This window comes from Nocardia sp. CY41, from assembly GCF_009829325.1.
Taxonomy (GTDB): Bacteria; Actinomycetota; Actinomycetes; order Mycobacteriales; family Mycobacteriaceae; genus Nocardia.
Genome location: NZ_VUOS01000022.1, coordinates 164,756 through 189,710 on the forward strand (window position 1 = coordinate 164,756; position 24,955 = coordinate 189,710).

General features: G+C 70.6%; 26 protein-coding genes. 5 read left to right on the forward strand and 21 right to left on the reverse strand.

Annotated features, from left to right (window positions below; all coding sequences use genetic code 11):
- Positions 1–173: 173 nt before the first annotated feature.
- The 5 genes from GVY64_RS24715 to GVY64_RS24735 all read right to left on the reverse strand — a co-directional run bounded on the left by GVY64_RS24715 (position 174) and on the right by GVY64_RS24735 (position 5,776).
- Complete coding sequence (locus GVY64_RS24715; protein WP_159845868.1) at positions 174–1,805, reverse strand: serine/threonine-protein kinase; 1,632 nt, start codon at positions 1,803–1,805, stop codon at positions 174–176.
- Positions 1,806–1,904: 99 nt separating this feature from the next.
- A complete protein-coding gene (locus GVY64_RS24720) occupies positions 1,905–3,656 on the reverse strand; it encodes a penicillin-binding transpeptidase domain-containing protein (protein WP_159845871.1) in 1,752 nt (583 codons plus the stop codon).
- Positions 3,657–3,692: 36 nt separating this feature from the next.
- Complete coding sequence (locus GVY64_RS24725; protein WP_159845874.1) at positions 3,693–4,559, reverse strand: arylamine N-acetyltransferase family protein; 867 nt, start codon at positions 4,557–4,559, stop codon at positions 3,693–3,695.
- Positions 4,560–4,624: 65 nt separating this feature from the next.
- The gene (locus GVY64_RS24730) at positions 4,625–5,614 is read right to left on the reverse strand and encodes an alpha/beta hydrolase family protein (RefSeq protein WP_159845877.1); all 990 of its coding nucleotides are present in this window, start codon (positions 5,612–5,614) and stop codon (positions 4,625–4,627) included.
- 12 nt (positions 5,615–5,626) lie between these two features.
- Positions 5,627–5,776 (reverse strand): hypothetical protein, encoded by a 150-nt coding sequence (locus GVY64_RS24735; protein ID WP_159845880.1) that lies wholly within the window; start codon positions 5,774–5,776, stop codon positions 5,627–5,629.
- Between the two features lie 267 nt (positions 5,777–6,043).
- On the opposite strand from GVY64_RS24735, the gene GVY64_RS24745 reads away from it, so the two are divergent.
- Both GVY64_RS24745 and GVY64_RS24750 read left to right on the forward strand, forming a co-directional pair.
- Entirely contained in the window at positions 6,044–6,526 is a 483-nt protein-coding gene (locus GVY64_RS24745; protein WP_159845883.1) for a TerB family tellurite resistance protein, read from the forward strand.
- A gap of 28 nt (positions 6,527–6,554) precedes the next feature.
- On the forward strand, positions 6,555–7,733 hold the full coding sequence (locus GVY64_RS24750) for a winged helix DNA-binding domain-containing protein (RefSeq protein WP_159845886.1): 1,179 nt from the start codon (positions 6,555–6,557) through the stop codon (positions 7,731–7,733).
- A 395-nt stretch (positions 7,734–8,128) separates the two neighbouring features.
- Here the strand turns inward: GVY64_RS24750 and nadC are convergent, their stop codons facing one another.
- From nadC to nadA, 3 genes are all read right to left on the reverse strand, one after another.
- Positions 8,129–8,989, reverse strand: coding sequence for a carboxylating nicotinate-nucleotide diphosphorylase (nadC, locus tag GVY64_RS24755; protein WP_159845889.1), 861 nt, complete (start codon positions 8,987–8,989; stop codon positions 8,129–8,131).
- 63 nt (positions 8,990–9,052) lie between these two features.
- Complete coding sequence (locus tag GVY64_RS24760; protein WP_159845892.1) at positions 9,053–10,621, reverse strand: L-aspartate oxidase; 1,569 nt, start codon at positions 10,619–10,621, stop codon at positions 9,053–9,055.
- 106 nt (positions 10,622–10,727) lie between these two features.
- On the reverse strand, positions 10,728–11,771 hold the full coding sequence (nadA, locus tag GVY64_RS24765; RefSeq protein WP_159845895.1) for a quinolinate synthase NadA: 1,044 nt from the start codon (positions 11,769–11,771) through the stop codon (positions 10,728–10,730).
- A 77-nt stretch (positions 11,772–11,848) separates the two neighbouring features.
- Here nadA and GVY64_RS24770 point away from each other — a divergent pair, with 77 nt between their 5' ends.
- The gene (locus GVY64_RS24770) at positions 11,849–12,613 is read left to right on the forward strand and encodes an NUDIX hydrolase (protein WP_159845898.1); all 765 of its coding nucleotides are present in this window, start codon (positions 11,849–11,851) and stop codon (positions 12,611–12,613) included.
- 126 nt (positions 12,614–12,739) lie between these two features.
- Here the strand turns inward: GVY64_RS24770 and GVY64_RS24775 are convergent, their stop codons facing one another.
- On the reverse strand, positions 12,740–12,916 hold the full coding sequence (locus GVY64_RS24775; RefSeq protein WP_236567138.1) for a hypothetical protein: 177 nt from the start codon (positions 12,914–12,916) through the stop codon (positions 12,740–12,742).
- Between the two features lie 174 nt (positions 12,917–13,090).
- Positions 13,091–13,246, reverse strand: a complete 156-nt coding sequence (locus GVY64_RS24780; RefSeq protein ID WP_159845904.1) for a hypothetical protein — start codon at positions 13,244–13,246, stop codon at positions 13,091–13,093.
- A gap of 207 nt (positions 13,247–13,453) precedes the next feature.
- Here GVY64_RS24780 and GVY64_RS24785 point away from each other — a divergent pair, with 207 nt between their 5' ends.
- Positions 13,454–13,657, forward strand: coding sequence for a cold-shock protein (locus GVY64_RS24785; protein WP_040741190.1), 204 nt, complete (start codon positions 13,454–13,456; stop codon positions 13,655–13,657).
- A 156-nt stretch (positions 13,658–13,813) separates the two neighbouring features.
- Here GVY64_RS24785 and GVY64_RS24790 read toward each other — a convergent pair whose 3' ends face one another.
- From GVY64_RS24790 to bioB, 4 genes are read right to left on the reverse strand one after another with little or no spacing between them, the layout of a single operon-like run.
- The gene (locus tag GVY64_RS24790; RefSeq protein WP_236567139.1) at positions 13,814–14,269 is read right to left on the reverse strand and encodes a DUF1353 domain-containing protein; all 456 of its coding nucleotides are present in this window, start codon (positions 14,267–14,269) and stop codon (positions 13,814–13,816) included.
- A 57-nt stretch (positions 14,270–14,326) separates the two neighbouring features.
- Entirely contained in the window at positions 14,327–14,971 is a 645-nt protein-coding gene (locus tag GVY64_RS24795) for a DUF2567 domain-containing protein (RefSeq protein WP_236567142.1), read from the reverse strand.
- Complete coding sequence (gene bsaP / locus GVY64_RS24800) at positions 14,971–15,198, reverse strand: biotin synthase auxiliary protein BsaP (protein ID WP_159845907.1); 228 nt, start codon at positions 15,196–15,198, stop codon at positions 14,971–14,973. Before bsaP ends, GVY64_RS24795 begins: the two co-directional genes overlap by 1 nt.
- A gap of 32 nt (positions 15,199–15,230) precedes the next feature.
- A complete protein-coding gene (gene bioB / locus GVY64_RS24805; protein ID WP_043689484.1) occupies positions 15,231–16,244 on the reverse strand; it encodes a biotin synthase BioB in 1,014 nt (337 codons plus the stop codon).
- Between the two features lie 104 nt (positions 16,245–16,348).
- Here bioB and GVY64_RS24810 point away from each other — a divergent pair, with 104 nt between their 5' ends.
- The gene (locus GVY64_RS24810; protein WP_159845910.1) at positions 16,349–16,933 is read left to right on the forward strand and encodes a TetR/AcrR family transcriptional regulator C-terminal domain-containing protein; all 585 of its coding nucleotides are present in this window, start codon (positions 16,349–16,351) and stop codon (positions 16,931–16,933) included.
- A gap of 67 nt (positions 16,934–17,000) precedes the next feature.
- On the opposite strand, the gene GVY64_RS24815 is transcribed toward GVY64_RS24810, so the two are convergent.
- The 7 genes from GVY64_RS24815 to GVY64_RS24845 form a co-directional block, all read right to left on the reverse strand.
- Positions 17,001–18,143 (reverse strand): alpha/beta hydrolase family protein, encoded by a 1,143-nt coding sequence (locus GVY64_RS24815; RefSeq protein WP_159845913.1) that lies wholly within the window; start codon positions 18,141–18,143, stop codon positions 17,001–17,003.
- Positions 18,144–18,243: 100 nt separating this feature from the next.
- Positions 18,244–19,467 (reverse strand): MFS transporter, encoded by a 1,224-nt coding sequence (locus GVY64_RS24820; RefSeq protein ID WP_159845916.1) that lies wholly within the window; start codon positions 19,465–19,467, stop codon positions 18,244–18,246.
- A 205-nt stretch (positions 19,468–19,672) separates the two neighbouring features.
- A complete protein-coding gene (locus GVY64_RS24825; RefSeq protein WP_159845919.1) occupies positions 19,673–21,022 on the reverse strand; it encodes an LLM class flavin-dependent oxidoreductase in 1,350 nt (449 codons plus the stop codon).
- Positions 21,019–21,771, reverse strand: coding sequence for an ABC transporter ATP-binding protein (locus tag GVY64_RS24830; protein ID WP_159845922.1), 753 nt, complete (start codon positions 21,769–21,771; stop codon positions 21,019–21,021). The genes GVY64_RS24825 and GVY64_RS24830 overlap by 4 nt, the downstream gene beginning before the upstream one ends.
- Positions 21,747–22,610: an ABC transporter permease gene (locus tag GVY64_RS24835; protein WP_159845925.1), complete on the reverse strand. Its 864-nt coding sequence runs from the start codon at positions 22,608–22,610 to the stop codon at positions 21,747–21,749. Before GVY64_RS24835 ends, GVY64_RS24830 begins: the two co-directional genes overlap by 25 nt.
- Positions 22,610–23,698 carry an ABC transporter substrate-binding protein gene (locus tag GVY64_RS24840; RefSeq protein WP_159845928.1) on the reverse strand — a complete coding sequence of 363 codons (1,089 nt, stop codon included), beginning with the start codon at positions 23,696–23,698 and terminating at the stop codon, positions 22,610–22,612. Before GVY64_RS24840 ends, GVY64_RS24835 begins: the two co-directional genes overlap by 1 nt.
- A gap of 63 nt (positions 23,699–23,761) precedes the next feature.
- Complete coding sequence (locus GVY64_RS24845) at positions 23,762–24,925, reverse strand: alpha/beta fold hydrolase (RefSeq protein ID WP_159845931.1); 1,164 nt, start codon at positions 24,923–24,925, stop codon at positions 23,762–23,764.
- Positions 24,926–24,955 lie beyond the last annotated feature (30 nt).

Below are 24,955 nucleotides of genomic sequence, written 5' to 3' on the forward strand. Positions count from 1 at the left end.
AATGGGCGACCGTCGGCCGTTATCCGCGCGGTCGGGGCGGCCGGGCCGCGCCGGGCCGGTGTGCGCAGGTCCGGCCGCCGGAGGCATGCCCGGTGCGCGCCGAGGTGTGGCGTCGCTCTCGTCCGGACCTACTGCGAGCGGTTTCGGATGGAACTGCGGAACCTGCACACCCGTCAGCGGGTGTCGCTGTCGATGAGCGAGGACCCGTTGCCGGGATTGACCAACCGGAGCGTCACCGATTTGTTCTGGCCGCCGTAGGTCACGCTGGCCACGTTGACGTCCACCGAACCGTCCGCATTGGCGCCGGACCCGCCACCGGCCGCGTCGACGGTGTTGAAGCCCGTGACCCGGTTCTGCGTCCAGTAGGTCTCGAACGCCTGCTGACTGCCGTAGACCTGCTGGGCGGCCGGGGTCAGCTGCTTCCACGCCGCGGAGAAGCTCAAGTACGTCAGATTGTTGTAGAAGTCCACCACTTGATCGATGGACTGCCGTGGATCGGCCTTGCCGACGCTCTTCGTCTCCCCCACCGGCGCCGCGGCCGACGTGGTGTTGCCGCCCGGTCGCGTCGACGCGACAACCGACGAGGAATTGCCCTGAGCGGCAGTGGTGTTCGAGCCCGACGAGCTCAGCAGGTTCACCATGAAGGCTCCGGCCACCACGATCGCGCCGATCAGCGCGCCGATCAGCACCGCGCGGCGCTTGCCCGACGAACCCTGCCGCTGCACCGGACGCGGCTGCGCCATCGTGCGGGGGTGCGTCGCGGCGTCCGGGTGGGCGGGCGGCGCGGGCGCGGGGCGGGGACGCGGCTGGCGCTCGGTCGGCGTGTAGGGCGTCGAGGCCATCGCCGAGGGGCGCAGCTCGCGGGTCGCCGATTCCGGCTGGCCCGCTCGCGGCCGGGCGAACGCCTCGCTGGCGGGCACGAACCCGGCGGCCACCGGGGCCGGACCGGCGTCGGCGAACGCGGCGAGGTGGTCGCGCGCGGCCCGCATGCTCGGGCGCTCGCGCGGCTCGGGGCTGAGCAGGTCGAGCAGGAAATCCGTGGCGGGCCCGGCGTTGCGCGGTTCGCTCAGCTGACCGTTCGCGGCGGCGTAGAGCACCGCGAGCGGGTTGGAACCCGCACCGTAGGGCGGCTCCCCCTCGAGCGCGTGGAACAGCGTGGCGCCCAGCGCGAACACGTCGGAGGCGGGACTGGGATCGGAGCCGCGGGCGACCTCGGGCGCGAGGTAGGCGGCGGTGCCGCAGATCAGTCCGGTCTCGGTCAGGGTGACGTCGCCGGTCGCGCGGGAGATGCCGAAGTCGGTGATCTTCACCGTGCCGTGATCGTCGAGCAGGATGTTGCCCGGTTTCACGTCGCGGTGCACGATGCCCGCTTGGTGCGCGGCGATCAGCGCCGAGGCGACCTGCTCGCCGATCCGCGCGACCTGGGTCAGCGGCAGGGTGCCCTGGGCGGCGATCACGGCGGCGAGACTCTTGGATTTCAGATACTCCATCACCAGGCAGGGATCGCCCTCGTGCTCGGTGATGTCGAACACGACGATCGCGTTCGGATGCTGGAAGCGGGCGGCGTTGCGGGCTTCCCGGATCGCGCGCTGGCGGACCACGTCGCGTTCGGCCTCGGGCAGGCTCGGCTGGATGTGGATCTGCTTGACGGCCACGGAGCGCTGGAGGCGTTCGTCGACGGCACGCCAGACCACGCCCGTGCCGCCGCTACCAATCCGCTCGACCAGGCGGTAATGCTCCGCGATCAACTGACCGGTATCGATGGCGCCTACTCCGAACCTTCTCGAAATCGTGACATCCCGCATATTGATTACTCACGCGGTCCGGGGATGAGTGTAGCGGGCGCCGGAATGCTCGTACGCGTCAGCCGGGCCATCTCGCGGCCCCAAATCGCCCGAAACGGACTATTCGCGGGCACGCAGCATCCGCCCCGCGGCCTCCACCGCGGGAGCGGAACTGCCCGCGTCGCTGATGAACACCGAAAACGCCAGGTCGCCGTCGATGCCGACGAACCAGCCGTGCGCGTGCTTGTCGTCGATGTATTCCGCGGTACCGGTTTTGCCGAGCAGCCCGGGAAGGTCGCGCAATTGCGTCGCGGTGCCGTCGGTGACGGTCTCGCGCATCATGGTTTTCAGCTGGTCGTCGACCTGTGGCGGCAATGCGTCCTGGGTGCGGTCCGGGGTGCCCGGCTTGCCGGTGACGAGCGTGGGCGCGGGCACCGCGCCGCGAGCGATGGACGCGGCGACCAGGGCCATGCCGAACGGCGACGCTGTCACCTGCCCTTGACCGATCGCCGACTCGACACGCTGCGCGGAGGTGCCCGCCGCCGGAACTTTTCCGGTGACCGTGGTGAGGCCCGGTGTGACGTAATCGACGCCGAGCCCGAGTTGTGCGGCCGCTTTCGTCAGCGCGTCGGCCGGCAACTGCACGGCGAGCGAGCCCATCGTGGTGTTGCAGGACCGGGCGAACGCGGTGTGCAGCGGCACCGAACCGAGATCGAAGTTGTTGTCGTTGGGGATGCGACGGCCCTCGATGTTCGCGGTGCCGGGACAGGGCAGCACGGTATCGGGTGTCACGGTGCCCGCCTGCAACGCGGCGGAGACGGTGACCGTCTTGAAGGTCGACCCCGGCGGGTAGAGTCCGGTCAGCGCGATCGGCCCCTGCGCGTCGGCCGGGGCGTTCTGCGCGATCGCGACGACCTCGCCGGTCGACGGTCGCAAGGCGACGATCGCGGCGGGCTGAGCGACCGGGGCGAGCGCCGCCTCGGCCGCGCGCTGCACACCGAGATCGAGCGTCGTCGCGATGTCGGCGGTGGGCGTGGGATCGGTACCGGCGACGCGCTCGGTGCCCTGCGGCGTCTGGGCCCGCACCGCCCACCCGGCGTGCGCGTCGGCGGACTGCTGCCACAACTCGGCCAGTCCGGACAGAGTCGGCGCGGCCAGCGCCTTGTCGGTGGTCAGCAGCCGGGTCTGCGGTGCGAGGGTGACGCCGGGCAGCGCGCTCAGGCGATCCCGGATCGGGGCGAGGTCCCTCTCGCGGAGCGTGATCGCGGTGACCGGCTTTCCTTGCGCCGCCGCCAGTTCCGTCTGCAGCGACGGCGCGGTGAGGCCGGGCGCGAGCGGACCGAGCAGATCCGCGACCGCGGAGAGGTCGGCGCTGGGAGCGACGTTCACCAGCGTGACGATCTGCTCGGTCATCAGTTCGCCGCCCGCGGCGTCGAGGATGCGGGCCGGCGCCGGATAGACCCTGCTGTAGCTCAACGGTCCCGCGGCCAGCCCGGGAGCGATCGTGGCGGGATCCCACTTCACCCGCCACCCGTTCCCGTCGTCGTGGGCGGTGCCGTCGGTGGTGTAGGTCCACTCGGACTTGCCGTCGTCGCCCAGCTTCCAGGTGGCGGCCAGCGCGAAACCGTTGTCGCCGACCGAGCGGACCTCGAAGCGGACGTCCTTGCCGAGCCCCTCGTAGAGCGCGCCGAGGGTGTCGGAAGCCGCCGCCGGGTTGTCGGTGAGCGCGGCCGCCGCGGCGATGTCGTCGCTGTTCAGCGCTTCGGCGAACTGCCCGGCCACGGTGTCGGGCTGGTCCGGCCCGGACGAGCAGGCGGCGAGCACGAGCACCGGTGCGGTGAACAGGACGAGGGATTTCCGGTTGGTACGCACGCCGACGACCCTAGCGGGCCGGGGCGGGCCGCGAGATCAGTCGCGCGACCACCGGGCCTGCGCCAGGGCGGCGGCGTCGGCGTCGGACAGGTCGATGTCGAAGACCTCGGCGAGGATCTTGGGCAGGTCGGCGGGTTCCAGTTCCCGCGTATCGCTCGTGCCGTCGGGGTACTCGGTGACGAAGGTGGTGCCGTCCAGCACATGGTGCACGTCCGGGTGGAAGCGCTGCACGTACGGCCGGGTGGTGAACGGGGAACGGGGCGAGGTCGACACGAAGTGGTTGCCGACGGCGTAGTCGATGCGGTACTGCGGATTCGAGGTGAAACTGTGCCGGTCGATCCACCCCTCGCGGCCGTATTGGTGCAGCACCCACAGGTCGGAATCCAGCTCCCCATGGGTGCGCTCCAGCCGGAACCTCCACTTGCCCGCCGCGAATTCGCCGGTGTCCGAGGACAGTTCGAACGGCGCGAGCGGCCCGGCGCCGAAGCCGACGTCGCACAGCCAGACTCGGTCGTCGTCGGCGGTCGTCACGCGCAGCAGCGCGTGGGTTGCGGGGCGCAATCCCGCGCCGGCGCCCATGCTCACCCGGCCGCTGAGCCCGGTGACGCCGAAACCGAGTCGTTCCAGCGCGGCCGCGAACAGTCCGACGTTCTCGTAGCAGTAGCCGCCGCGGCGGCGGTGCACGATCTTGTCCTGCAAGCTCGCCAGGTCGAGGGGGATCGACCGGCCGAGGATGATCTCCAGGTTTTCGAACGGGATCGCGGTGGTGTGCGCCCGCACCAGCTCGTGCAGCGTCCGGACGGCGGGGGCGCGCTCGCCGTGGAAACCGATCCGGGCCAGATAGGCGTCCAGGTCGAGTTCCGGTCCGTCCCAGTGGTAGGCCGGGTCTTCCGGCTTGCTCATCGCGTCCTCGCTTCGTCGTCGGTCTTTCTCCGTCAACCGCGCGGAGACCCGATCGTGTTCCCGCCTTACGCCGCGCACTTCGCGCCCGCGGGAGCGGGCGGGGCGGTGACGACGCCGTGCGCGACGTCCACGAGGTAGTCGCGGTCGGGGCCGTCGACCGGTTCCGTGCCGAGCAGCAGCCGTTCGACGACGCAGCCGCCCTCGAAGAAGGCCGGTCCGACGCTGTGGTCGCCCGGGGCCACCCGCCCCTCCAGGTCGCGCCCGGTGACGACGGTGTACAGGGAGGTGGGCTTGCCCGCGGCGGCGAGCCCGGCGCGCATCTCGAGACTGGTGGCGTAGGGCACCACGTCGTCGGCGGTGCCGTGCACGAGGAACGCGCGCCGCACGTCCATCCGGGCGGCCAGCAGGGCGGGCGAGCGTTCGGCGTAGGCGAGCGGACAGGCGGTAGGCGGGCAACCACCCGCGTCGCGCTCGATCTGGGCGGGCAGTGCCGGATCAACGACCGCCGCGCCCAGCCACATGGTGAAATCGTCGGCGGGACCGTAGTTGTCCACCCAGTAGTCGAACATCCCGCGCGGCCCGTGCGCCGCGGCGAGGCCGCTGGTGATGCCGCCCTGGCTCCAGCCCCACAGCACCGTGCGGGTGATCGAGCCGTGGGCCTGCCGGTACCACGCGGTCGCGGCGACGACGTCACGCCGGCCCGCCCACAGATTCCAGTCCCCGGTGCGCCACGTGCTCTGCGCGGAGCGCAGGTCCATCGCCAGGATCGGCGTCGCGGTGCGCCGCGCGATCGACTCGAGGTAGGCGGCGAAGTCCGCCGACGACCCGCCGTGCCCGTGCACCGCGATCACGAGCGCTCGCGGGGTCACGTCACCCGCGGCACACCGGTAGGGCTCGTACACCCGCCCGGTCGCCTCCTCGCCGTCCACGGGCAGCGACACCGGGCCCACCACGACCCCAGGCGCGCAGGCCGGATCCGCCGAAACACGTGGCGGCGCAAGAATTGCCACGAGCACGCCGGCCAGCGCGCAGCACAGTGCGAGTACCCGTCGCATCCTCGGATGATGTCACGTCGTCACGGCCGCCGCGACGAACAGTGGAAGCGAGGCCGCGACCAGCGACCCCACCAGCGCCGCCGTGCTCGCCACGGTCACGACCGCACCGCCGAGCAGGATGGCGCGCACGCCGAACTGTCGTGCCGCATCGCCCTGAATCACGCCGACGCATCATTTCCGGGTCCTGCGCAAGGCGGGCGTCACCCGGCAGCGGCGCGACGGACCGGAACACCGCAGCCAGGTCCGCGTCGACGATCTGGAAGCGCGCTTCCCCGGCCTGCTCGACCTGGTCCGCGCCTGGGAACCGGAGAACTGATCCCGATTTTTGGGGCAGGCCCCGGCGGTCGGGCCCTGTTACGGTCCGGGTATTCATTCCGAGTCCGGATGGCACGGGTCCGCGCGTTCGGACGTCCTCTCATGGAGTCAGCCATGACCTTCGCACCCCGCCGCATCCCCGACGCGACCCTGATCCACACGGCCGAGACCACCGCGACCTGGCGAGCGGAGCTGCTCGCCCAACGGAACGCGTTGCGCGGGGCGAATTTCCGGGACGCCGCTGTCGCCTTGTGCGCGCTGGTGGCCGTGGCCGACGGCGCCGCCGCGGCGCGGGACCACGCCCTCGTCGCCGAACTGGTCACGACGGACCCGGTTCTGCGCAATTTTCCGGTCGACGACTTGCGCGCCCTGTTCGAGGACAACTGCAATCGGCTGGCGAACGACCCGATCCTCGGTTGCGCGCACGTATTGCGGCAGATCGCCAAAGCGGGAGCCGAGCCGACCGAGGCGGACGCGGTGATCCGCACCGGCATCCTGATCGGCAGCGGCGCGGGCGCCTGCGGCCAGGCCGCGACCGACGCGCTGCGCGACGCCTGCCGGACGCTGCGCCTGGCCCCGGAGCGCTTCGGCCTCTGAACCACGACCCGAACGCTACGATTCGCTTATGCGTTCGATTGATGCCGCGCAGCGGCGCGCGCGGCTGGCGGTGCGCCACCGGCTGGCCACTCCGGAGCGGACCGGGCAGGTCGCGGAGATCGCCCGCTCGCTGGTAGCCCTGCACGCGACCGATCCGGCGACCGTCTTCCTCTCCGTCGCGGCCCGCGCCGAGGGACTGACGCCCACGGATGTCGAACAGGAGCTCTACGAGGACCGTTCCCTGCTGCGAATGCTGGCCATGCGCCGCACCATGTTCGTCGTGCCGGTGGAGTCGGTGCCGATTCTCCAGGCGTCGTGCGCGGACGCGCTGGCGCACAAGCAGCGGCGCACCTACGGCAAGTACCTGGAACAGGCGGGCATCGGGGACGGCGACGTGCGCCGCTGGTGGGCCGACGTCGAGACCGAGACGCACAAGGCGTTGCTCGACCGCGGCGCGGCGACCGGCGCCCAGCTGGGCAGGGACGTCCCGCGGTTGCGCACCCAGGTGAACACCGCGCCGGACAAGGCGTATTCGAAGCCGACGAACATCACCACCTGGGTGCTGGTGACCCTCGGCTGCGAGGGCCGCATCGTGCGCGGCAGGCCGAACGGCGGCTGGACCAGCAGTCAGTACACTTGGGCGCCGATCGAGTCCTGGCTGCCCGACGGCGTCGCCGCCCTGCCCGCCGCCGAGGCCCGGGTGGAACTGGTCCGTCGCTGGTTGCGCGCCTTCGGTCCCGCGCCGGTGTCCGACGTCAAGTGGTGGACCGGGTGGACGCTCGGCGAGGTGCGCGCGGCACTGGGCGCCTTGGATCTGGTCGAGGTCGATCTGGACGGCGTGACCGGCGTACTGCTGGCCGACGACGTGGAGCCGGTCGCCGCGCCGGAACCGTGGGCGGCGCTGCTGCCCGCCCTCGACCCGACTCCGATGGGCTGGCAGGCGCGGGACTGGTACCTCGGCCCGCACGCGCCACGTTTGTTCGACCGCAACGGCAACGTGGGCCCCACCGTCTGGTGGGACGGGCGGATCGTCGGCGGCTGGGCACAGCGCAAGGACGGCGAGATCGTCTACCGCCTGCTCGAGGACGTGGGAGCCGACGCCGAAGCGCTGATCGCCACGCAAGCCCAGCGCGTCGCCGAATGGTTCGGCGACGTGCGCGCCATTCCCCGTTTCCGGACACCGCTGGAACGCGAACTCACCGCCTGAGCGACATGGAGATTCACGGTTTCGCCGAGACCGACCGAGCCGCGCTGCGAGCCCTGTCCGTTGGGCCGGTGCGGATTCGCCGACCGAATCACGCTGGGGCGCATACCGGAGCAAAGGCGGCCATCAATCGGGAGCGGTACATGGATCTGAAACCGGAATCGCCGTTGGTCACGGAGGCCCCGAGAGTGAGGTGGTCGGGGCCGGAGCCTTCGGTCCCCGGCTTGCCGCGGCGGGCGGTGCACCAGAGCACGACGGTGCGCGACAGCTGACGCGGCGACGTGTCGGACGTCGTACGCACGCTGCGCCGCCGAGCGCCCGGATGTCGGCCCGGACGGTGGCCGGTTCCCGCGCCGGCGGCGAACCAACCAGGGCCGGTAAGTGGTTCCGGGCAGGATCTACATGTCCAGCCCGAGGTCGAGCACCCGGACCGAGTGGGTGAGGGCGCCGACGGCGAGGTAGTCGACGCCGGTGCGGGCGTAGTCGGTGGCGACGTCCAGGCTCAGGCCGCCGGAGGACTCCAGTTTCGTCTGCGGGGACGCGGCGTTGCGGCGCTGCACCGCCGCCTGGGTCTGCCAGAGCGGAAAGTTGTCCAGCAGCACCAGTTCCACGTTCTCGGCGAGGACGGCGTCGAGCTGTTCGAGGCTGTCGACCTCCACCTCGCAGGCGATGTCCGGGGCGGCGGCGCGGACCGCGCGCAGCGCTTCGACCACCGATCCGGCGGCGACCACGTGGTTGTCCTTGATCAGCGCGGCGTCACCGAGACCCATCCGGTGGTTGACCCCGCCGCCCACGCGCACGGCGTACTTCTGCAACGCGCGCAGTCCGGGCAGCGTCTTGCGGCTGTCCCGGATCCGGCAGTGGGTGCCCGCGACGGCGTCCACCCAGGCGGCGGTCGCCGTGGCGATGCCGGACAGATGGCACACGAGATTGAGCATGGTGCGCTCCGCGGTGAGCAGTCCACGTGTCGGGGCGATCAGGGTGAGCACGGATTGTCCCGGCGACACCCGGGTGCCGTCGGCGACCCGATCGGTGATCTCGTAGCCGCCCGCACCGATGACCTCGTCGAGCACCAGCAGCCCGGCGTCGAGCCCGGCCACGGTCCCCGCTTCCCGCGACGCCACCGATGCCTTGATCACCGCGTCCGCGGGCACGGTGGCCGCCGTCGTGACGTCCGGTCCATAGCGCAGATCCTCGTCCAGCGCGGCGCGAACGACGCGCAGCACCTCGTCGCGATCCAAAGCGGCATCCAGGGCCATCGAAGTGTTCCTTCCTCGCCGAGCGAACGGCGTTCCCACCGGATACCCGCTCGGCGGCTGTGATCAGGGAATGGGTGCGTACTCGGGGACGCCGTCGCCGTTCAGCCGGATCGGGAGGCCGTGCCGGAGTGCGGGCACGGCGTCCGGGTGATCCGACCTGGTGTGGCAGCCGCGGCTCTCGGTGCGGGCGAGCGCGGCGAGCAGCAGGGCGCGGGCCGTGAGCGTGAGCGCGGCGTCCTCGATCCCGGCGATCGGATGTGCGGCGGCGGTGTACGTGTCGCGGCGGGTGACCACGTCGTCGAGCCGCTTGAGCGCTTCGGCGAGTCCCGCACGGTCGCGGACCACCGAGGCGTGCGTGGTCATCAGGCCCTGCACCACGGCACGGTCGGCGTATTCGGCGAAGCGCGCGGGAATCTCGTGCACCCCGGCGCGCTCACCGAGCCGTTCGGCAGCGGCGACTCCGGCGCGCTCGCCGACCACCAGTCCCTCCAGCAAGCTGTTGGACGCCAGCCGGTTCGCCCCGTGCAGACCGGTGCGCGCGACCTCGCCCGCCGCGTAGAGACCGGGCACTCCGGTGCGGCCGTGGGTGTCGGTGACCACTCCCCCGCACTGGTAGTGCGCGGCGGGCGCGACCGGGATGAGGTCCGTGCGCGGATCGATGCCCGCCGCCAGGCAGGAGGCGGTGATCGTCGGAAACCGTTGCGGGAATCCGTCTATCGAGCGCGCGTCCAGGTAGACGTGCTCGGCGCCGAGCGCTCGCATGCGCGCGGCGATGGCACGGGAGACGACATCGCGGGGAGCGAGGTCGCCACGCGGATGCACGCCCGCGGTCACCGGATCGCCTGCGGTGTCGACCAGCCTGGCCCCTTCGCCGCGCACGGCTTCGCTGATCAGCGGCCTGCGCCCCAGGCCACCCGGGGTGTACAGCACGGTCGGGTGGAACTGCACGAACTCGAGATCGGCGACGGTCGCACCGGCCCGCAGCCCGAGCGCGACGCCGTCCGCGGTGGCGCCCGGCGGATTGGTGCTCAGCGCGTACAGCTGTCCGAGGCCGCCGGTGGCCAGCAGCACGGCGGGCGCGTGCACGACGCCGAACCCCCGCTCCGACACCGCTACGACGCCGCGCACGCCGTTCGGCCCGGTGACGACGTCGGCGACCGCCGCACCGAACAGCACCGGCAGCCCGGCCTCGTTCAGCGCCCGCTGCACCTCCGCCCCTGTGGCGTCGCCCCCGGCGTGGATGATGCGGCGGGTGCTGTGCCCGCCTTCGCGGGTCCGCGAGATCTGGCCGTCGCGGCCCAGGTCGAACACCGCGCCCAGATCGGTGAGGGCGGCGACGGCGGCCTGCCCGCCCTCGACGATGGAGCGCACCGCGTCCACGTCGCACAGTCCTGCGCCCGCCTCCACCGTGTCGTGCACGTGCGATTCCACCGAATCCCCGTGCGGCGCCACGACGGCGATACCGCCCTGGGCGTACTGGGTGGACGTGTCGGTCGGCCCGCCTTTACTGAGCGTGAGCACCCGCAGGCCACGCAGTGACGCGGTGCGCGCCGCGGTCAGTCCCGCGACGCCGCCGCCGATCACGACCAGATCGGCCTCGGCCTCCCAGTCGATCGAAACCCGGGTTGTCATCGGCCCGCGCCTCTCTGTCTTCCGATCCGCGAACGCCCTCCGGCGCGGGCGCCGTGCTCAGCGCGCTCCGCCGGAGAGCGACCCGCCGCCAGGGCAGCGGTCGGACTCATTCACCGCCGCCGGGATTGCCGATCGCGATCATCCGCTGCACCGAGTTACGTCCCAGCGCAGCGGTTTCCGGATCGACGTGCACCTCGTCGCGGCCCTCCACCAAGCAGCGCAGCAGCGCCGCCGGGGTGATCATCTTCATGTACTTGCACGAGGCCCGGTCGTTCACGGCCTGGAAGTCGATGCCGGGGGCGGCCTTGCGCAGCTGATGCAGCATGCCGACCTCGGTGGCCACCAGCACCTGATTCGACTTCGCCGCCTTGGCCGCGTCGATCATGCCTCCGGTGGACAGGATGTGCACCCGCTCGGCCGGGAACGCGCCCTCGCCCGCGAGGTACAGCGCCGAGGTGGCGCAGCCGCACTCGGGGTGCACGAACAGCTCCGCGTCCGGATGGGTGCGCGCCTGCTCGGTCAGCTCGTCGCCGTTGATGCCCGCGTGCACATGGCACTCGCCCGCCCAGATGTGCATGTTCGCGCGACCGGTGACCCGCTTGACGTGGGCGCCGAGGAACTGGTCGGGCAGGAACAGCACCTCGCGGTCCGGGTCGATCGAGGCGACCACGTCCACCGCGTTGGACGAGGTGCAGCAGATGTCGGTGAGGGCCTTCACCTCGGCCGTGGTGTTCACGTAGGACACGACGACCGCGTTCGGGTGCTCGGCCGTCCAGGCGCGCAGTTCCTCGGCCGTGATCGAATCCGCGAGCGAACATCCCGCGCGCTGATCCGGGATGAGCACGGTCTTGGCGGGGCTGAGAATCTTGGCGGTCTCGGCCATGAAGTGCACGCCGCAGAACACGATCGTGTCCTCGGGCGCCTCGGCCGCGATCCGCGACAGCGCCAGCGAGTCGCCGACGTGGTCGGCCACGTCCTGGATCTCCGGCAGCTGGTAGTTGTGCGCCAGGATCGTCGCGTTGCGCTCCCTGGCCAGTCGCTTGACTTCCTGCGCCCACTCCGGCCCAGCCTCGACACCCGCGAACCCGGTGGGCCCGTCGAACACCTGCCCCATCAGCGGAGGCGCCAGTTTCGCACCCGTCGTCGCCATGGATGGCTCCCTTCCTCGTGCGGTCGGCTACACCGCCGATTCGCACCTAACCAGGTTTTCGACTTATAATCGAAAACGTGGCCCATAGTAGCACCATCCACGAATCGCTCACCGCGGTGTTCCAGGTTCGCCGCTTCCCCCGAGACATCGCCGCAGGTCACAGCTCCGTGGATCGCGCGGAGGGCATGCTGCGGCGCTGCCCGCCCGATCAGCGGACCGAACTCGCGGTGCTGCTGTGGGAGCGGGCGCTGGACCCACAGAAGGGCACCTGGTCGCTACCCGGCGGCCGGCTGCGCGACGACGAGGACCTCGACACCTCCGCGCGCCGTCAGCTCGCCGAGAAGGTCGACGTGCGCGAGTTGAGCCATCTGGAACAGCTCTCGGTGTTCAGCGCCCCCGACCGGGTGCCGAGCCCGCGCCGCATCGCCTCGGCCTACCTCGGCCTCGTTCCGCTCACCGCCGACCCCCACCTGCCCTCGGACACCTCCTGGCACCCGGTCTCGGCGCTGCCGGACATGTCCTTCGACCACCGCACGGTGGTCGACCACGCCCGCACCCGCCTGGCCGCGAAACTGTCCTACACCAACATCGCCTTCGCCCTCGCCCCGGACCGGTTCACGATGTCCACCTTGCGCGAAATATACTGCGCCGCACTCGGATACGACGTGGACCCGACGAACCTCCAGCGAGTTCTGTCCCGCCGCAAAGTGATCACGCCCACCGGCGCCACCGCCGCACCCGGCCGAGCGGGCGGCCGCCCCGCCGCGGTCTACCGTTTCAGCGACTCCGGCCTGCGCGTGACGGACGAATTCGCCGCCCTGCGCCCGCCCGGGGCATCCTGAGATTCGCGGCCCGCGCGAACCGCCTCACCGGCGAAGAAAGCGCCCATCTGCGTCCGACACGCGTCGCGGCGTCCGACGAGCGTCGAACCCACAGGGCTCGAGCTGCGTTGCGGAGAAGCCGCGGGTTCAGTGGTTCGCAGTCGCTTTGCGATGCTTGTCCCGTCGCCGATATTGCCGCTTGCTCGGTATCGGACGCGCGGCGTTGCTGCGCCGCAACGCGTCCCGGCACCGCCATGCCGCCAGATCGGCACGTTCGCTCGCCGCAGGAGGCGCGTCGGCCACCACACGCGGTGCGGGATCCATGACCTGCCTCCTCATCTTCGGGTTCTCGGCTGTCCCGACCGACCACCGTATCGGCGACACCGCCACGCCGCCAGCGATTTTCACGACGGCTGGTTCGGCGCACGTTCTCCGAGTCTGTTGCTGTCGAATGTCCTTCTCTTCCCCGCCCCGGCGGTCAGTCGAGCCGGGAACCGGTCATCCCCAGTACTCGCCCCGCTTCTTGTGCTCTTCCACTTCAGCCAGGTATGCGGCTTCCTGGGCGGTGCCGAGTTGGTCTTCGTCGCCGAACCGGTCCCGCAGATGGATTCGCTCGTTTTCCGCCCGGACGATCGCCGCGGCCTGCATCCCCACCCACCGACAAATAGTGAGCGAGTCGGCCGCCCACGCTGCCTTTCCAGCGGGTCGAGCAGTGGGATCCACGAGGAGCGCTCGTGTCGGTTAGCTCACAAACCGGGGTGCGCGGTGTGAAGTAGAACCGGTTCATGGCAGGGTGGAGCGTGAGATCGGGCTATCGATGTGATTCGCTCGGCTCACCTACAGAAAAGATTGAAGTAAGCAATGGCTCAAGGCAGTGTGAAGTGGTTTAACAGCGAAAAGGGCTTCGGCTTCATCGCGCAGGACGGTGGCGGCGCCGACGTCTTCGTTCATTACTCCGCCGTGTCCGGCTCGGGATTCAAGTCCCTCGAAGAAGGACAGCGCGTGGAGTTCGAGATCGGCCAAGGACAGAAGGGCCCGCAGGCCCAGGACGTCCGCGCGATCTGATCGACGTAGCCAGGTAAGAGCCCCGCGCCTTTTCGGGTGCGGGGCTTTTGCGTGTTCCGGCGTGTCGGCGTAACCGGTCAGGCGGTTTTCACCTGCGGGTCGGGTGGCGGGGCTTCGGTCCGCCGGGCCACTCGCGATGCGGCCCAGAAGGCCAGTTCAGACCAGCCAGAACAACAGCAGGAACACCGTCACCACGGTCACGGGGACGACCAGGAAGAACACCGAGGGAACAGCGACGACGACGAACCGGGCGACATCGCCCGCGCTCGCGCCACGCAACCGGTGCGCCGCGCGCACGGCCGCCCACATCATCCAGCGGCGCGGCAACGACTCCCCGAGTTCGTGCAGGCTCCGGCGGAAGATGCCATCGGCGTCGGCCACGCTCACCGCGTTCGAACCGAGCAGATAGTCGTGCAGGATCGCGGCGCGGGTATAGCTGCCGTACCGCGGGATCAGCCACACCAGTGCGCGCGGCACCGACGTGAAATCGGTGCGGAACCCGGCGGGAACCACGAACTCCTCATCGGCGCCGCGATAGACGAGCGGTTCGGTCACCCGCCAGAACTTGGCGTCGAGCTCTTCGACGATCGGCCCGCCACCGACAAAGGTCACGTCGTGTTCCTTCCGCGCACGCTTCGCTCCACGCCCACGGTGGTACGAGACGACGCCTCAGTACCGCGGTCGGTATTCCGGAACCGAATACTGCTCCGAGGCAGGCTCGTAGCCACGATAGGGCAGCTCTCCCCCACTCGCAGCGGCACCGTAGGGGACCGCGGCGCGGGTGTCGAATCCCTCCTCGTCCCGGGCGGAGCCGCGGCCGCTGCCGAGATCCTCCGATGTGCTGAGCGCGGCGAGGAACAGCATCACGAACGACGCGATCAGCGGCTGCACGATCAGCGCGAGCGCACTGCCCAGTTCGATCGGCAACGTGACGATCTGGCCCACCGGCGGGTCGCTCGGGCGTGGATGCGACCAGGCGGCGATCTGCTCCCCCGCGGTGGCCATCACCACCGCGCCCAGGCCGGAGCCGATCAACAGGCCGATCTGCAGCAGCGGCCCGCGTGCCGAGCGCCACCGCCACACGGCGAGCGCGCAGAGCAGCCCGAGCACCGCTCCCGCCAGCACGAAGATCGCCAGTGCGTCGAATTGATGCGCGCTCTCCCCGGTCAAGGCGACCCCGCGGCCCGGCTCCACCACGAGCAGCCGCTCGGTCGGCGCCGAGAAGCCCCATGCGACGCCCGCGAGCGCGCTCACCACCACCACGGCGACGGCGACCACCGCCGCCGCGCGCACCTCGGCCCGCACCGCCGCCACTAGCGGCGTTCCGATGCGGCCGAGTCGATGACGCCGTGCCGGGAGCACTTGGCCCACCAGCCGTCCGGGTTCACCTGCACGATCATGCGGCGACCGCACTGTTCGCAGAAGCGTGGCGGCTCCAGGCCCAGCGCGGCGGCGGCCGGGATGGCGTCGTCGAGGCCCGGCACGATTCGCTTGCCGGTGAACGGGTTGTAGCGCTCGTCCATAGTGATGACAGTACCCATGCTCGTCTGCCTCATCGTCGCAACCGAGCCGGTCAGAGCGTTTCGTTGAGCGCCTTGATCGGCATCTTCAGCTCGCCGAGCAAGTCCAGGTCCTGTTCGGCCGGGCGGCCGAGGGTGGTCAGGTAGTTACCGACGATGACGGCGTTGATGCCGCCCAGAATGCCCTGCTTGGCGCCCAGATCACCCAGGGTGATCTCGCGGCCGCCCGCGAAGCGCAGCATGGTGCGCGGCAGCGCGAGCCGGAACGCGGCGACGGCCCGCAACGCGTCGGAGGCGGGCAGCACCTCCAGGTCGCCGAACGGTGTGCCCGGTCGCGGGTTGAGGAAGTTCAGCGGTACCTCGTCGGGCTCGAGTTCGGCCAGGTTCGCGGCGAACTCCGCGCGCTGCTCCAGCGTCTCGCCCATGCCGAGGATGCCGCCGCAGCAGACCTCCATGCCCGCTTCGCGGACCATGCGCAGGGTGTCCCAGCGCTCCTCCCAGCTGTGCGTGGTGACCACGTTGGGGAAGTAGGAGCGCGAGGTCTCCAGGTTGTGGTTGTAGCGGTGCACGCCCATGGCGGCCAGCTGGTCGACCTGCTCCTGGGTGAGCATGCCGAGCGAGCAGGCCACCTGGATGTCGACCTCGTTGCGGATCGCTTCGACGCCGGCGGCCACCTGGGCCATCAAGCGCTCGTCGGGCCCGCGCACCGCTGCCACGATGCAGAACTCGGTGGCGCCGGTCTTCGCGGTCTGCTTGGCGGCCTCGACCAGGCTCGGGATGTCCAGCCACGCGGCGCGCACCGGGGACTGGAACAGGCCCGACTGTGAGCAGAAGTGACAGTCCTCCGGGCAGCCGCCGGTCTTCAGGCTGATGATGCCTTCGACCTCGACCTCCGGTCCGCACCACTTCATGCGCACCTCGTGGGCGAGGGCGAGCAGTTCCTCCAGCCGGTCGTCGCCCAAGCGCAGCACCTCGAGGGTCTGCTCCTGGTTCAGTCCTTCCCCGCGCTCGAGCACCTGCTCGCGGGCGATCGACAGAATGCCGGTGTCTACGGGTGCCTGGGTCACTGCAACGAATCCCTTCGTCCGGCCGAGGTGGCCGTGCAACTTGAACGGTGTTCAGGCTAGGGTAGCGGTAGGAGTGAGTCAAAGCACGACGGGAAGGGCATCGAGTGCAACTGCACCGGGCGGACGTGGTCGACGGCGCCATCGCGATTCTGGACCGATACGGCCTGGCCGACCTCACCATGCGCAGACTGGCCGGTTCCCTCCAGGTCCAGCCGGGCGCGTTGTACTGGCACTTCCCCAACAAGCAGGCGTTGCTGGGCGCGGTGGCGGACAAGATCCTCGCGCCGATGGAGGACCCGATCGAGGCCGAGGAATGGTCGGGGCAGCTCACCGAATTGGCCCACCGGCTGCGCAATTGCCTGCTGGCCTACCGCGACGGCGCCGAATTGGTCTCGGCGACCTACGCTTCCAGGCTCACCACGAGCAAGGGACGGGAACGTCTGGTGAGCGCCGCGATCCGGGCGGGCATGCCGCGCGAAGAGGCCGAACTCACGGCGTTCACGCTGCTCTACTACGTCCTCGGCGAGACCGTGGACGAACAGTCGCGGATGCAGATGGACTCGGTGGGCGCCCTGCCCGAGGGCGCGTCGCCGCTGGAGGAAACCACCGACGCCACCGCCCGTTTCGACTTCGGCCTGCAACTGTTCGTCGCGGGTGTGCGGCACCTGCTGGGCACCCGCGTCCGCTGACGCCCAGTGGGTGACGACGACGGTTCCGGACTCGGCGTCGCGGCGGGTCGGACGGCCCCGCGCCGAGTCAGCGCAGGTGCGTGTCGAGAAATGCCAACGTGTCCGGAAGCGATGCCAGAAAGGCGCCGCTGTGGTCCTTGCCCGGGTACTGCTGGACTGTCACCCGGATTCCGGAGTTCGACTCTTGCAGCTTCGTCCCGTAGTTCTCGGTGTCGGTGGGCGGCACATCGATGTCCGCGGTGCCGTAGCCGATCATGAGATCACTGGTGAAACGGTCTTCCGCGTATCCCGTCAAGGCGGCGATGTCCGCGGCGAAGGTGGGCGTCGGCCGGTCGGGATCGGCGACAAGCGTCCACGGCCGGCGGCCGCCGGCGTGCTCGACCAGATGCGAAAGACATTCGTGCGCGGCTTTTTCCACGAATTCCTTGCCGAAATCGGACAGGTACGGGGTGACGCTGCCGGGGTCCAGGTCCTCCAGAGAGGCCAGGAAATACGCCGCGTAGGCGATCTGATTCTCGGAGCCGGTCGAGGTTCGCCGGAACATCTCCGGCAAGCTCTTGCTGGGGTCGGTGCGCAGACCGGTGGCTGCCACTCCGCTCAATCCCCTGGCGGAACCGCCTTTCTCGGCGTACAAGCCGGCCGCGCTCATCGCGGCGTGCGCACCTTCCGACTGGCCGACAGCAACCCACTTGTGCGACAGCGGAAGCGGAGTCGCGCGCATCGCCGCGACCGCGTCCACTATCGACATCCCCTCGACGTTCGCGTTGTAGTAGCTGAACTGCCCGCGCGTGCCGAGCCCCTGATAGTCGGGAGCCAGCACCGCGTATCCGTGGTTCAGAATCTGATCGAAATAGGTTTTGTTCCGCTCGGACTGCGGGCGGCGCGACGGTGCGCAGGCATCGCCGATGCCTGCGGTTCCATGTGCCCACACCACCAGCGGCCAGCCGCCCTGCGGCGGCAATCCCGCGGGTAGATGCAGCGCACCGGACGCCTGCGCGGGCGCGCCGTGCTGATCGGTCGTGGTGTAGACGATCCCGAACGACGCCGAGGCCCCGGGGAAGGTCCACGCGGGATCGAGCAGCTCGATCCCGCTCAGCTGCCCGGTCGCCGGGATTTCCGCGGTCGCAGGCGCCGCCCCGAACGTGACCGTGACACACATGCTTACCGCTGCGGTGACGAGACCGCATCGACGACGGATGGATATGGGCATGCCGCAGCACCCTACCGATGCACCCCGGTGACAACGCCGCAGCGACACCTGCCAAGAGTGGAAATCTCATATCCCGCTGAAGGGTGGCCGAGGCGAGCGTCTACCCGGTCTCGGCGGACGCCTGCCGCGCCGGTGGCCCGACCACGCCGGGGAACCATCGGTGCATCGTGTAGGCGCCCGCGGCGGCGGCGAGCGCGAGCGCGATGGCCGCTCCGCCGAGCACGGTCACGGCGCTGATCGCGCCGACCGCCACCGGCCCGGCGAACATGCCGAGGTCGTGGGTGAGCCGCCAGGCGCCGAGGAATTCCGCGCGCTGCCCGTCGGGCGCGACATCGGCGCCTACCGTCATGATCAGCCCGTTGCTCATGCCGTTGGCGAGCCCGAGCAGTAGGGCGGCGCAACCGAGCCCGAGCACCGAGGCAGTCCACGGCAGCACGCCGAATCCGGCGGCGAACAGGATCATCGACGGCACGCCGGTGGCGCGTCTGCCGTAGCGATCCAGCCACACCCCGGCCGGATAGGACATCAGCACGTCCATCGCGCCCGCGACGCCGAACACCAGGCTGGTGGTCGACGCGCTCACCCCGATGTGCGCGGCCCACAACGGCAGCAACGCAAGCCGCGCCGCCCGCGCGGCACCGACCAGCAACGCGGCCAGTCCGAGCGTGCCGAGGGTTCTGCGGTGCTCGACCACGATCGCGGTCAGGGCGTGCCCGGCGCCCGACCCACCCGATGCCTCGGGCGATCGGATCGCCGCCATGGCCGCGCCCGACACCACCGTGGTCACCAGTTGCAACCACAGCGCACCGTGGGGACCGAGCGAATGCACCACGGCCGCACCGAGAAACGGTCCGCAGAAGAACCCCAGCCGCATCGAACCGGCCAGCGTCGACATCGCGCGCCCGAGGTCGTGCGCGGGCACCACGGTTACGAGATAGGACTGGCGGGCCAGGCCCCACACCGCGCTCGCCGCGCCGCCCAGCAGCATTCCCAGCGCGAGCACGCCGACATTCGGCGCGACGATCGCCGCGAGGACGCCGATCGCCCCGAGTGCCGAGCCCACCGCCAGTACGCCGCGCTCCCCGATCGTGGCGACGACCCGTCCGGCAGGCAGATCGGTGAGCACCATGCCCAGCCCGGACAGCGCGACGACGACTCCGGCCAGACCGGCCGAAGCCCCCAGGTCCAGCGCGCGCAGCGCGTACATCGGGGCCGCCGCGCCGGATCCGATGCCGTACACCACCATCGGCACGAACACGGTCCAGACCAGCGACCGCAACCGCACCCCCGCCACTTCGCCGAGCGCGACAGTACGCTCGCTCATCGCCGCACCGACCGGGTGTTCCGGGAGCGTCGCCGCGCTCGGCTCCGGCTGGTCGGTGCCCGTCCGCAATGACCGGCCGAGGCGAGGCCGACCCCTGCCGGCAACGCGCCGCACCGGAGCACGATTCGCTGGTCGGTGCCGGTTCGCACACCGTCGGCATCGAACAGCCGCAGAGCAGCGGGACAGTCGCCGCCGTCGGCGCCGCTCACCGGGTCAGCGCGGGCTGCCGGGCGAAGCGGCTGTCGGGTCGAGGCAGGCCGAAGTGGTCGCGCAGGGTGGTGCCGGTGTACTCGGTGCGGAACAGGCCGCGCTCCTGCAGGATCGGCACGACGGTCTCCGCGAAGACCTCCAGGCCGCCCGGGTAGTACGGCGGCATGACGTTGAATCCGTCGGCGGCTCCGTTGCGGAACCATTCCTCGATGGTGTCGGCGACCTGCTCGGGGGTTCCGGCGAACACCCGGTGACCGCGCGCACCGGCGAGGCGGTGCAGCAGGCCGCGCACGGTCGGCCGTTCGCGCCGCACGATGCCCGCCACGACCTGCAACCGGCTCTGCCCGTTGTCGGTGACATCGCCCGCGTCGGCGAACAATTCGACTGGGATGGGCTCGTCCAGCGGCAGGTGCCGCAGGCTGAGCCCGGCGATGCCCTCGAGCTGGGTCAAGCCGTACTCCGGCACGGTGAGTTCGTTGAACTCCCGCTCCAGTTTCTTGGCCGCCGCCTCGGTGTCGGCGATGAACGGGCTGATCCCGGGCAGGATCTTGACGTGCTCGGGGTCGCGCCCGAAGCCGCGTGCCCGCGCTTTGATGTCGGCGTAGAACGCCTGCGCGTCGCTGAGCCGCTGATGCGCGGTGAAGATCGCCTCGGCGTACTTGCCCGCGAACGCCCGGCCGTCGTTCGACGAGCCCGCCTGCACCAGCACCGGGTGGCCCTGCGGCGTGCGCGGCGCGTTGAACGGCCCGCGCACGCGCAGGTGTTCGCCCTCGAAGTCGATCCGGTGGATCTTCTCCGGGTCGGCGTACACGCCCGCGGCCCGGTCCAAGACGATGGCGTCGTCTTCCCAGCTGTCCCACAGCGCGAGCACCGCGTCGACGAACTCCCTCGCTCGCGCGTATCGCTCGGCGTGCTCGGGATGCTTGGCCAGGCCGAAGTTCGCCGCCGCGAGGTCGGTGCCGGTGGTGACGATGTTCCAGCCCGCGCGGCCGCCGGAGATGTGGTCCAGCGTGGAGAACAGCCTGGCCAGGTTGTAGGGCTCGTAGTACGTGGTCGACGCGGTGGCGATGAGGCCGAGGTGCGTCGTCGCCGTGGCGATGGCGGTGAGCAGGGTGATCGGCTCCAGGCCGGAGGCCGCGTTGTGCTTGACCTCGGTGCGCAGGGCAGGACCGTCGGCGAAGAACACCGCGTCCAGCTTCGCCGCTTCGGCGGTGCGGCCGATCTCCTGGTAGTAGGCGACGTCGTAGATCCGCTCGGGGCTGCTCCAGGGATGCCGCCAGGCGGCCTCGTGGTGGCCGGAGGGGTAGATGAAGGCGTTGAGGCTGAGTTGGCGCGGTGCGGTCATGAGGCCTTCTTCTCGTCGGTGGGCGTGTCCGCGACGTCGACACCCAGGCTGGCCAGCAGCAGGGAGCGGTGCCGCAGGAACGCGGGGTCGCCGTGGCGGCGGGGGCGTTCCAGGTCGATGCGCTGGTCCACCGCGATGCGCCCGTCGTCGAGCACCAGGACGCGGTCGGCGAGCAGCACCGCCTCGTCCACATCGTGGGTGACCAGCAGGACGGCGGGCCGATGCTCGGCGCACAGATCCTGCAGCAGTGCGTGCATCTTGATCCGGGTCAGCGCGTCCAGCGCGCCGAACGGCTCGTCCGCCAGCAGTAGTTCGGGTTCGCGGACCAGCGAGCGCGCCAAGGCGACGCGCTGTTGTTCGCCGCCGGAAAGTTCCTTGGGCCAGGCTTTCTCCCGTCCGGCGAGCCCGACCTCGGCCAGCGCCGCGCGACCGCGACCGGCCGCGTCCGAGCCGCCGAGGCCGAGGGTGACGTTGTCGAGCACCCGCGCCCAGGGCAGCAACCGCGAATCCTGGAACACCACGGAGCGCTCGGTGGGCACGCTCAGCTCGCCGGATCCCGGCACGTCGTAGTCCAATTCGGCCAGCGCCCGCAGCAGCGTGCTCTTGCCGGAACCGCTGCGGCCGAGCAGGGCGACGAACTCGCCACCGGCGATGTCGATGTCGAGGTCGCGCAGCACGACCCGGTCGCCGAAGCCACGGCGCAGCCGCCGGGCGCGGACGACGTTCAGTCCCCGAGTGTCTGCCGCCATGACAGCGCCTTCCTTTCCGCGGCGCGCACCAGGATGTCGCCGAACAACCCGAGTAGGCCATAGATCACCAGGCCGACCACGATGATGTCGATCTGGCCGTAGGTGCGGGCCTGGGTCATGAGATAACCGATGCCGCTGGTGGCGTTGACCTGTTCCACCACGACCAGCGCCAGCCACGAGATGGTGACGGCCAGCCGCAGGCCGGTGAAGAATCCGGGCAGCGATCCCGGCAGTGCGATCCGGCGGATGAACCCCCACCGCGACAACCCCACCGTCTGGGCGAGTTCCACGTACCTGGCGTCGACGCTGCGCAGGTGCGCGTGGGTGTTCAGGTAGATCGGGATCGCCACGCTGGTGGTGATGACCACCAGCTTCATCTCCTCGCCGATGCCGAACCACACGATGAACAGCGGGATCAGCGCGAGCGTGGGAATGGCGCGCTTGATCTGGATCGGGCCGTCCACCAACGCTTCCCCGATCCGGCTCAGCCCGGCCACCAACGCCAGCACCAGGCCGATCGCGACACCGAGGGCGAGCCCGATCGCCGCACGCTGCACGGAGGTCAGCAGATTGCTCTGCAGGCGGCCGTCGGCGAGCAGGTCACCGGCGGTCTCGGCGACCGTCCACGGGGCGGGCAGGGTTTCCTGATCCAGTGTGCCCGTGGTGGAACCGAGCACCCACGCCGCGATCAGCAAGGCGGGACCCAGCGCGATGCCGAACGGAATCGGGCGGCCGGGGCCCAGGCGCGGCCGGGCCGGTTTGCGTCTCGCCAGTGCGGGCCGGGCTTCGGAGCGGCCGCGCCCGATGCGGCGCAGCACGCCGGCGTCGAGGGTCGCCATCAGCGTGCCTTCGGTTCGAACGAGGCGCCGCTCTCGGTGACCGCCTGCGTGACCGCGGCGTCGAAGCGCAGGTCGAAACCGGTGGACGCCTGCACCTTCTTGGGCAGTTCGCCCGCCTTGGCGATGGCGTCGATGGTGGCCTGCTGCCGGTCGACGAGCTGCTGGTCCAGATGCGGGAAGACGTAGGCGCCCAGCGATTCCACGATGCGCTTGGCGTCGTCGGCGCTCACCTTCTGGTTCTCCACGTAGTACCGGCGCGCCCAGTCCTCGGGGTGGGTGTTGGCCCATTGGTAGGCCCGGACGAACGCGCCGACCAACGCGCGCGCGGCGGCCGCCTTCGCCGGGTCCCGCACGACGGCGCGGCGGGCGTAGAGGTAGGCGAGGCCGCCGTAGATGCCCGCGGTCTCGGAGTCGGGTATCAGCGAGGCGCCGGGCGTGCGCAGGAACCGGGTGACGTTCGGTTCGATCAGCGGCGCGACGTCGACCTGCCCGGTGCGCACCGCATCGGGGAACTCGGCCAGTTGCAGCCGGATCAGCTGCACGTCGGAGGTGGTGAGACCGGCCTTGTCGATGGCGCGCAGCACGGCGGCCTGCTGGGCGGTGCCTTCGGCGTAGGCGATCTTCTTGCCCTTCAGATCCGCCGGTTTCGCCACCGGCTTGCCCGGCGCCACCGCGAGTTTCAAGGCGGTGGTGCTGGTCTGATAGGAGGCGATGATCGGCACGTCCTGCCCGGCCACCAAGGCATGAATCGGCGGGACGTCACCGACCTGCGCCACATCGGCGGCGCCCGCGCGGAACGCCTCCAGGATGGCCGGACCGCCGACGAAGTTGGCGAACTCCACCTTGAACGGCAGCTTGTCGAGCTCGCCGGACAGGCGCAGCACGGACTGCAGGCGCTCGGACTGGTCGGCGACCACCAGGGTGGTTCCGGCGGGAACCTCGGTGGGCAGCGGTCCGTCGGCGATGGGACCGACCGGCTTGTCGTCCTTCGCGCAGCCGGTGAGTCCGAGCGTCGCGACGGTCGCCACGGCGAGCAATGCGGCGGTCGCGCGGCGGCGGCCGGACCGGAACGTACTTGGTCGGAACATAGGCGAATTGAAACAAGACGAAACCGGCGCGGAAACGGTTTGTCTCAGCCTGGTTCGAACCTCTCAGCGCGGCGGCGCGGCCACCGTCGTCGACCGGACCTGCTGTTGATAGCGCTGCACGAACGGCAGGATCTGCTGCTCGATCACCGTGTTGTACTCCCGCGGGCGCTGCATCGGATTGGCGTGCCCGGTGTTTCGCGCCAGCACCACCAGCAGCGTGCCGTCCACTCCGCCGGACTGCTCGATCAGCACCCGGTGGGAGTACTCGACGTCGACCACGCGATCGGCGCTCGCGTCGCGTGGCCGGATGAAGACGATCGCGGGCCGCGGCTTGTCCGCGACGGGCTGGGCCAGGGTGCGCAGGTCGTCGGCCGCGCCACCGGCCACGATGGCGGTGAACTGCGATTCGATCAGACCGTTGCTCGCGGCGTCGCGCGAGACGATCTTCTCCCGCAGCACTTCCGTCAGCACCTCGGCCAGCTTGCCGAAGCGGATGCCGGGGACCCCGTCGCCGCGGTCGAGGAAACGGTCGCGGCGGGCGTAGGTCTCCACGGCCAGCCGCAGCGCCCGGCTCTCCCGGGCTCCGGGCAGCCAGCCCATCCAGCGCAGCATGTCCTCACCGCGCCCGCGGCTCTCCGGCCGGACGGCGTTCAGGTCCACCGGCGTACAGTCCAGCACCACCCCGACCAGTCTGCGATCGCTGTCGCGGTGAATGTGCTCGGCGACCTCCAGCGCGATCACGCCGCCCATGCTGTGGCCGACGAGCACGACGTTGCGCAGGCCGGACAGTTCGGCGGCGCGCACGACGAGGTCGGCGATCACCTTGGTGTCGAGGCCCTCGTTGTCGTAGCGGATCGCCCACACCATGCCCATTCTGCGCAGCGCGGGCAGTGCGGCGGCGGTGTCACTGGCGTCGAGCCCGCCGAGCCCGACCAGGTCCACCACGACGGTGTCCCAGTTCTGCGGGTCCACCGGCGGGGCGACGGGCAGGATGGCCGGCTCGGTGCGCGCCAGTCGCACCTGTTCCGGCGCGACGTCGTACTTCCAGTACTGCGCGAATACCACCAGTCCGGTCAGCAGCAGTGCGGCCACCCGAAGCAGCGTCATCTTGGTCCGGCGCAACGTCTTCCACCCGTGCCCCAGGCTCGTGTCCCGCAGCCGAGCTCGGCGTCGCGCGTCGTCCCAATCGGAGACGGTGGACGGGTGCCGGGCGTCCATCGGCGACATCCACCCCACTGTAGGCACGGATGCGGACGG

Excerpts from the sequence above, each read along its gene's own strand:
- GVY64_RS24820 (WP_159845916.1), bottom strand. The coding sequence starts at position 19,467 with ATGAGCGAGCGTACTGTCGCGCTCGGCGAAGTGGCGGGGGTGCGGTTG.
- GVY64_RS24815 (WP_159845913.1), bottom strand. The coding sequence starts at position 18,143 with ATGCCCATATCCATCCGTCGTCGATGCGGTCTCGTCACCGCAGCGGTA.
- nadA (WP_159845895.1), bottom strand. The coding sequence starts at position 11,771 with ATGGCGACGACGGGTGCGAAACTGGCGCCTCCGCTGATGGGGCAGGTG.
- GVY64_RS24750 (WP_159845886.1), top strand. The coding sequence starts at position 6,555 with ATGCGTTCGATTGATGCCGCGCAGCGGCGCGCGCGGCTGGCGGTGCGC.
- GVY64_RS24825 (WP_159845919.1), bottom strand. The coding sequence starts at position 21,022 with ATGACCGCACCGCGCCAACTCAGCCTCAACGCCTTCATCTACCCCTCC.
- GVY64_RS24830 (WP_159845922.1), bottom strand. The coding sequence starts at position 21,771 with ATGGCGGCAGACACTCGGGGACTGAACGTCGTCCGCGCCCGGCGGCTG.
- GVY64_RS24745 (WP_159845883.1), top strand. The coding sequence starts at position 6,044 with ATGACCTTCGCACCCCGCCGCATCCCCGACGCGACCCTGATCCACACG.
- GVY64_RS24715 (WP_159845868.1), bottom strand. The coding sequence starts at position 1,805 with ATGCGGGATGTCACGATTTCGAGAAGGTTCGGAGTAGGCGCCATCGAT.
- GVY64_RS24725 (WP_159845874.1), bottom strand. The coding sequence starts at position 4,559 with ATGAGCAAGCCGGAAGACCCGGCCTACCACTGGGACGGACCGGAACTC.
- GVY64_RS24840 (WP_159845928.1), bottom strand. The coding sequence starts at position 23,698 with ATGTTCCGACCAAGTACGTTCCGGTCCGGCCGCCGCCGCGCGACCGCC.
- GVY64_RS24760 (WP_159845892.1), bottom strand. The coding sequence starts at position 10,621 with ATGACAACCCGGGTTTCGATCGACTGGGAGGCCGAGGCCGATCTGGTC.
- GVY64_RS24845 (WP_159845931.1), bottom strand. The coding sequence starts at position 24,925 with ATGTCGCCGATGGACGCCCGGCACCCGTCCACCGTCTCCGATTGGGAC.
- bsaP (WP_159845907.1), bottom strand. The coding sequence starts at position 15,198 with ATGGGTACTGTCATCACTATGGACGAGCGCTACAACCCGTTCACCGGC.
- GVY64_RS24835 (WP_159845925.1), bottom strand. The coding sequence starts at position 22,610 with ATGGCGACCCTCGACGCCGGCGTGCTGCGCCGCATCGGGCGCGGCCGC.
- GVY64_RS24775 (WP_236567138.1), bottom strand. The coding sequence starts at position 12,916 with ATGGATCCCGCACCGCGTGTGGTGGCCGACGCGCCTCCTGCGGCGAGC.
- nadC (WP_159845889.1), bottom strand. The coding sequence starts at position 8,989 with ATGGCCCTGGATGCCGCTTTGGATCGCGACGAGGTGCTGCGCGTCGTT.
- GVY64_RS24785 (WP_040741190.1), top strand. The coding sequence starts at position 13,454 with ATGGCTCAAGGCAGTGTGAAGTGGTTTAACAGCGAAAAGGGCTTCGGC.
- GVY64_RS24730 (WP_159845877.1), bottom strand. The coding sequence starts at position 5,614 with ATGCGACGGGTACTCGCACTGTGCTGCGCGCTGGCCGGCGTGCTCGTG.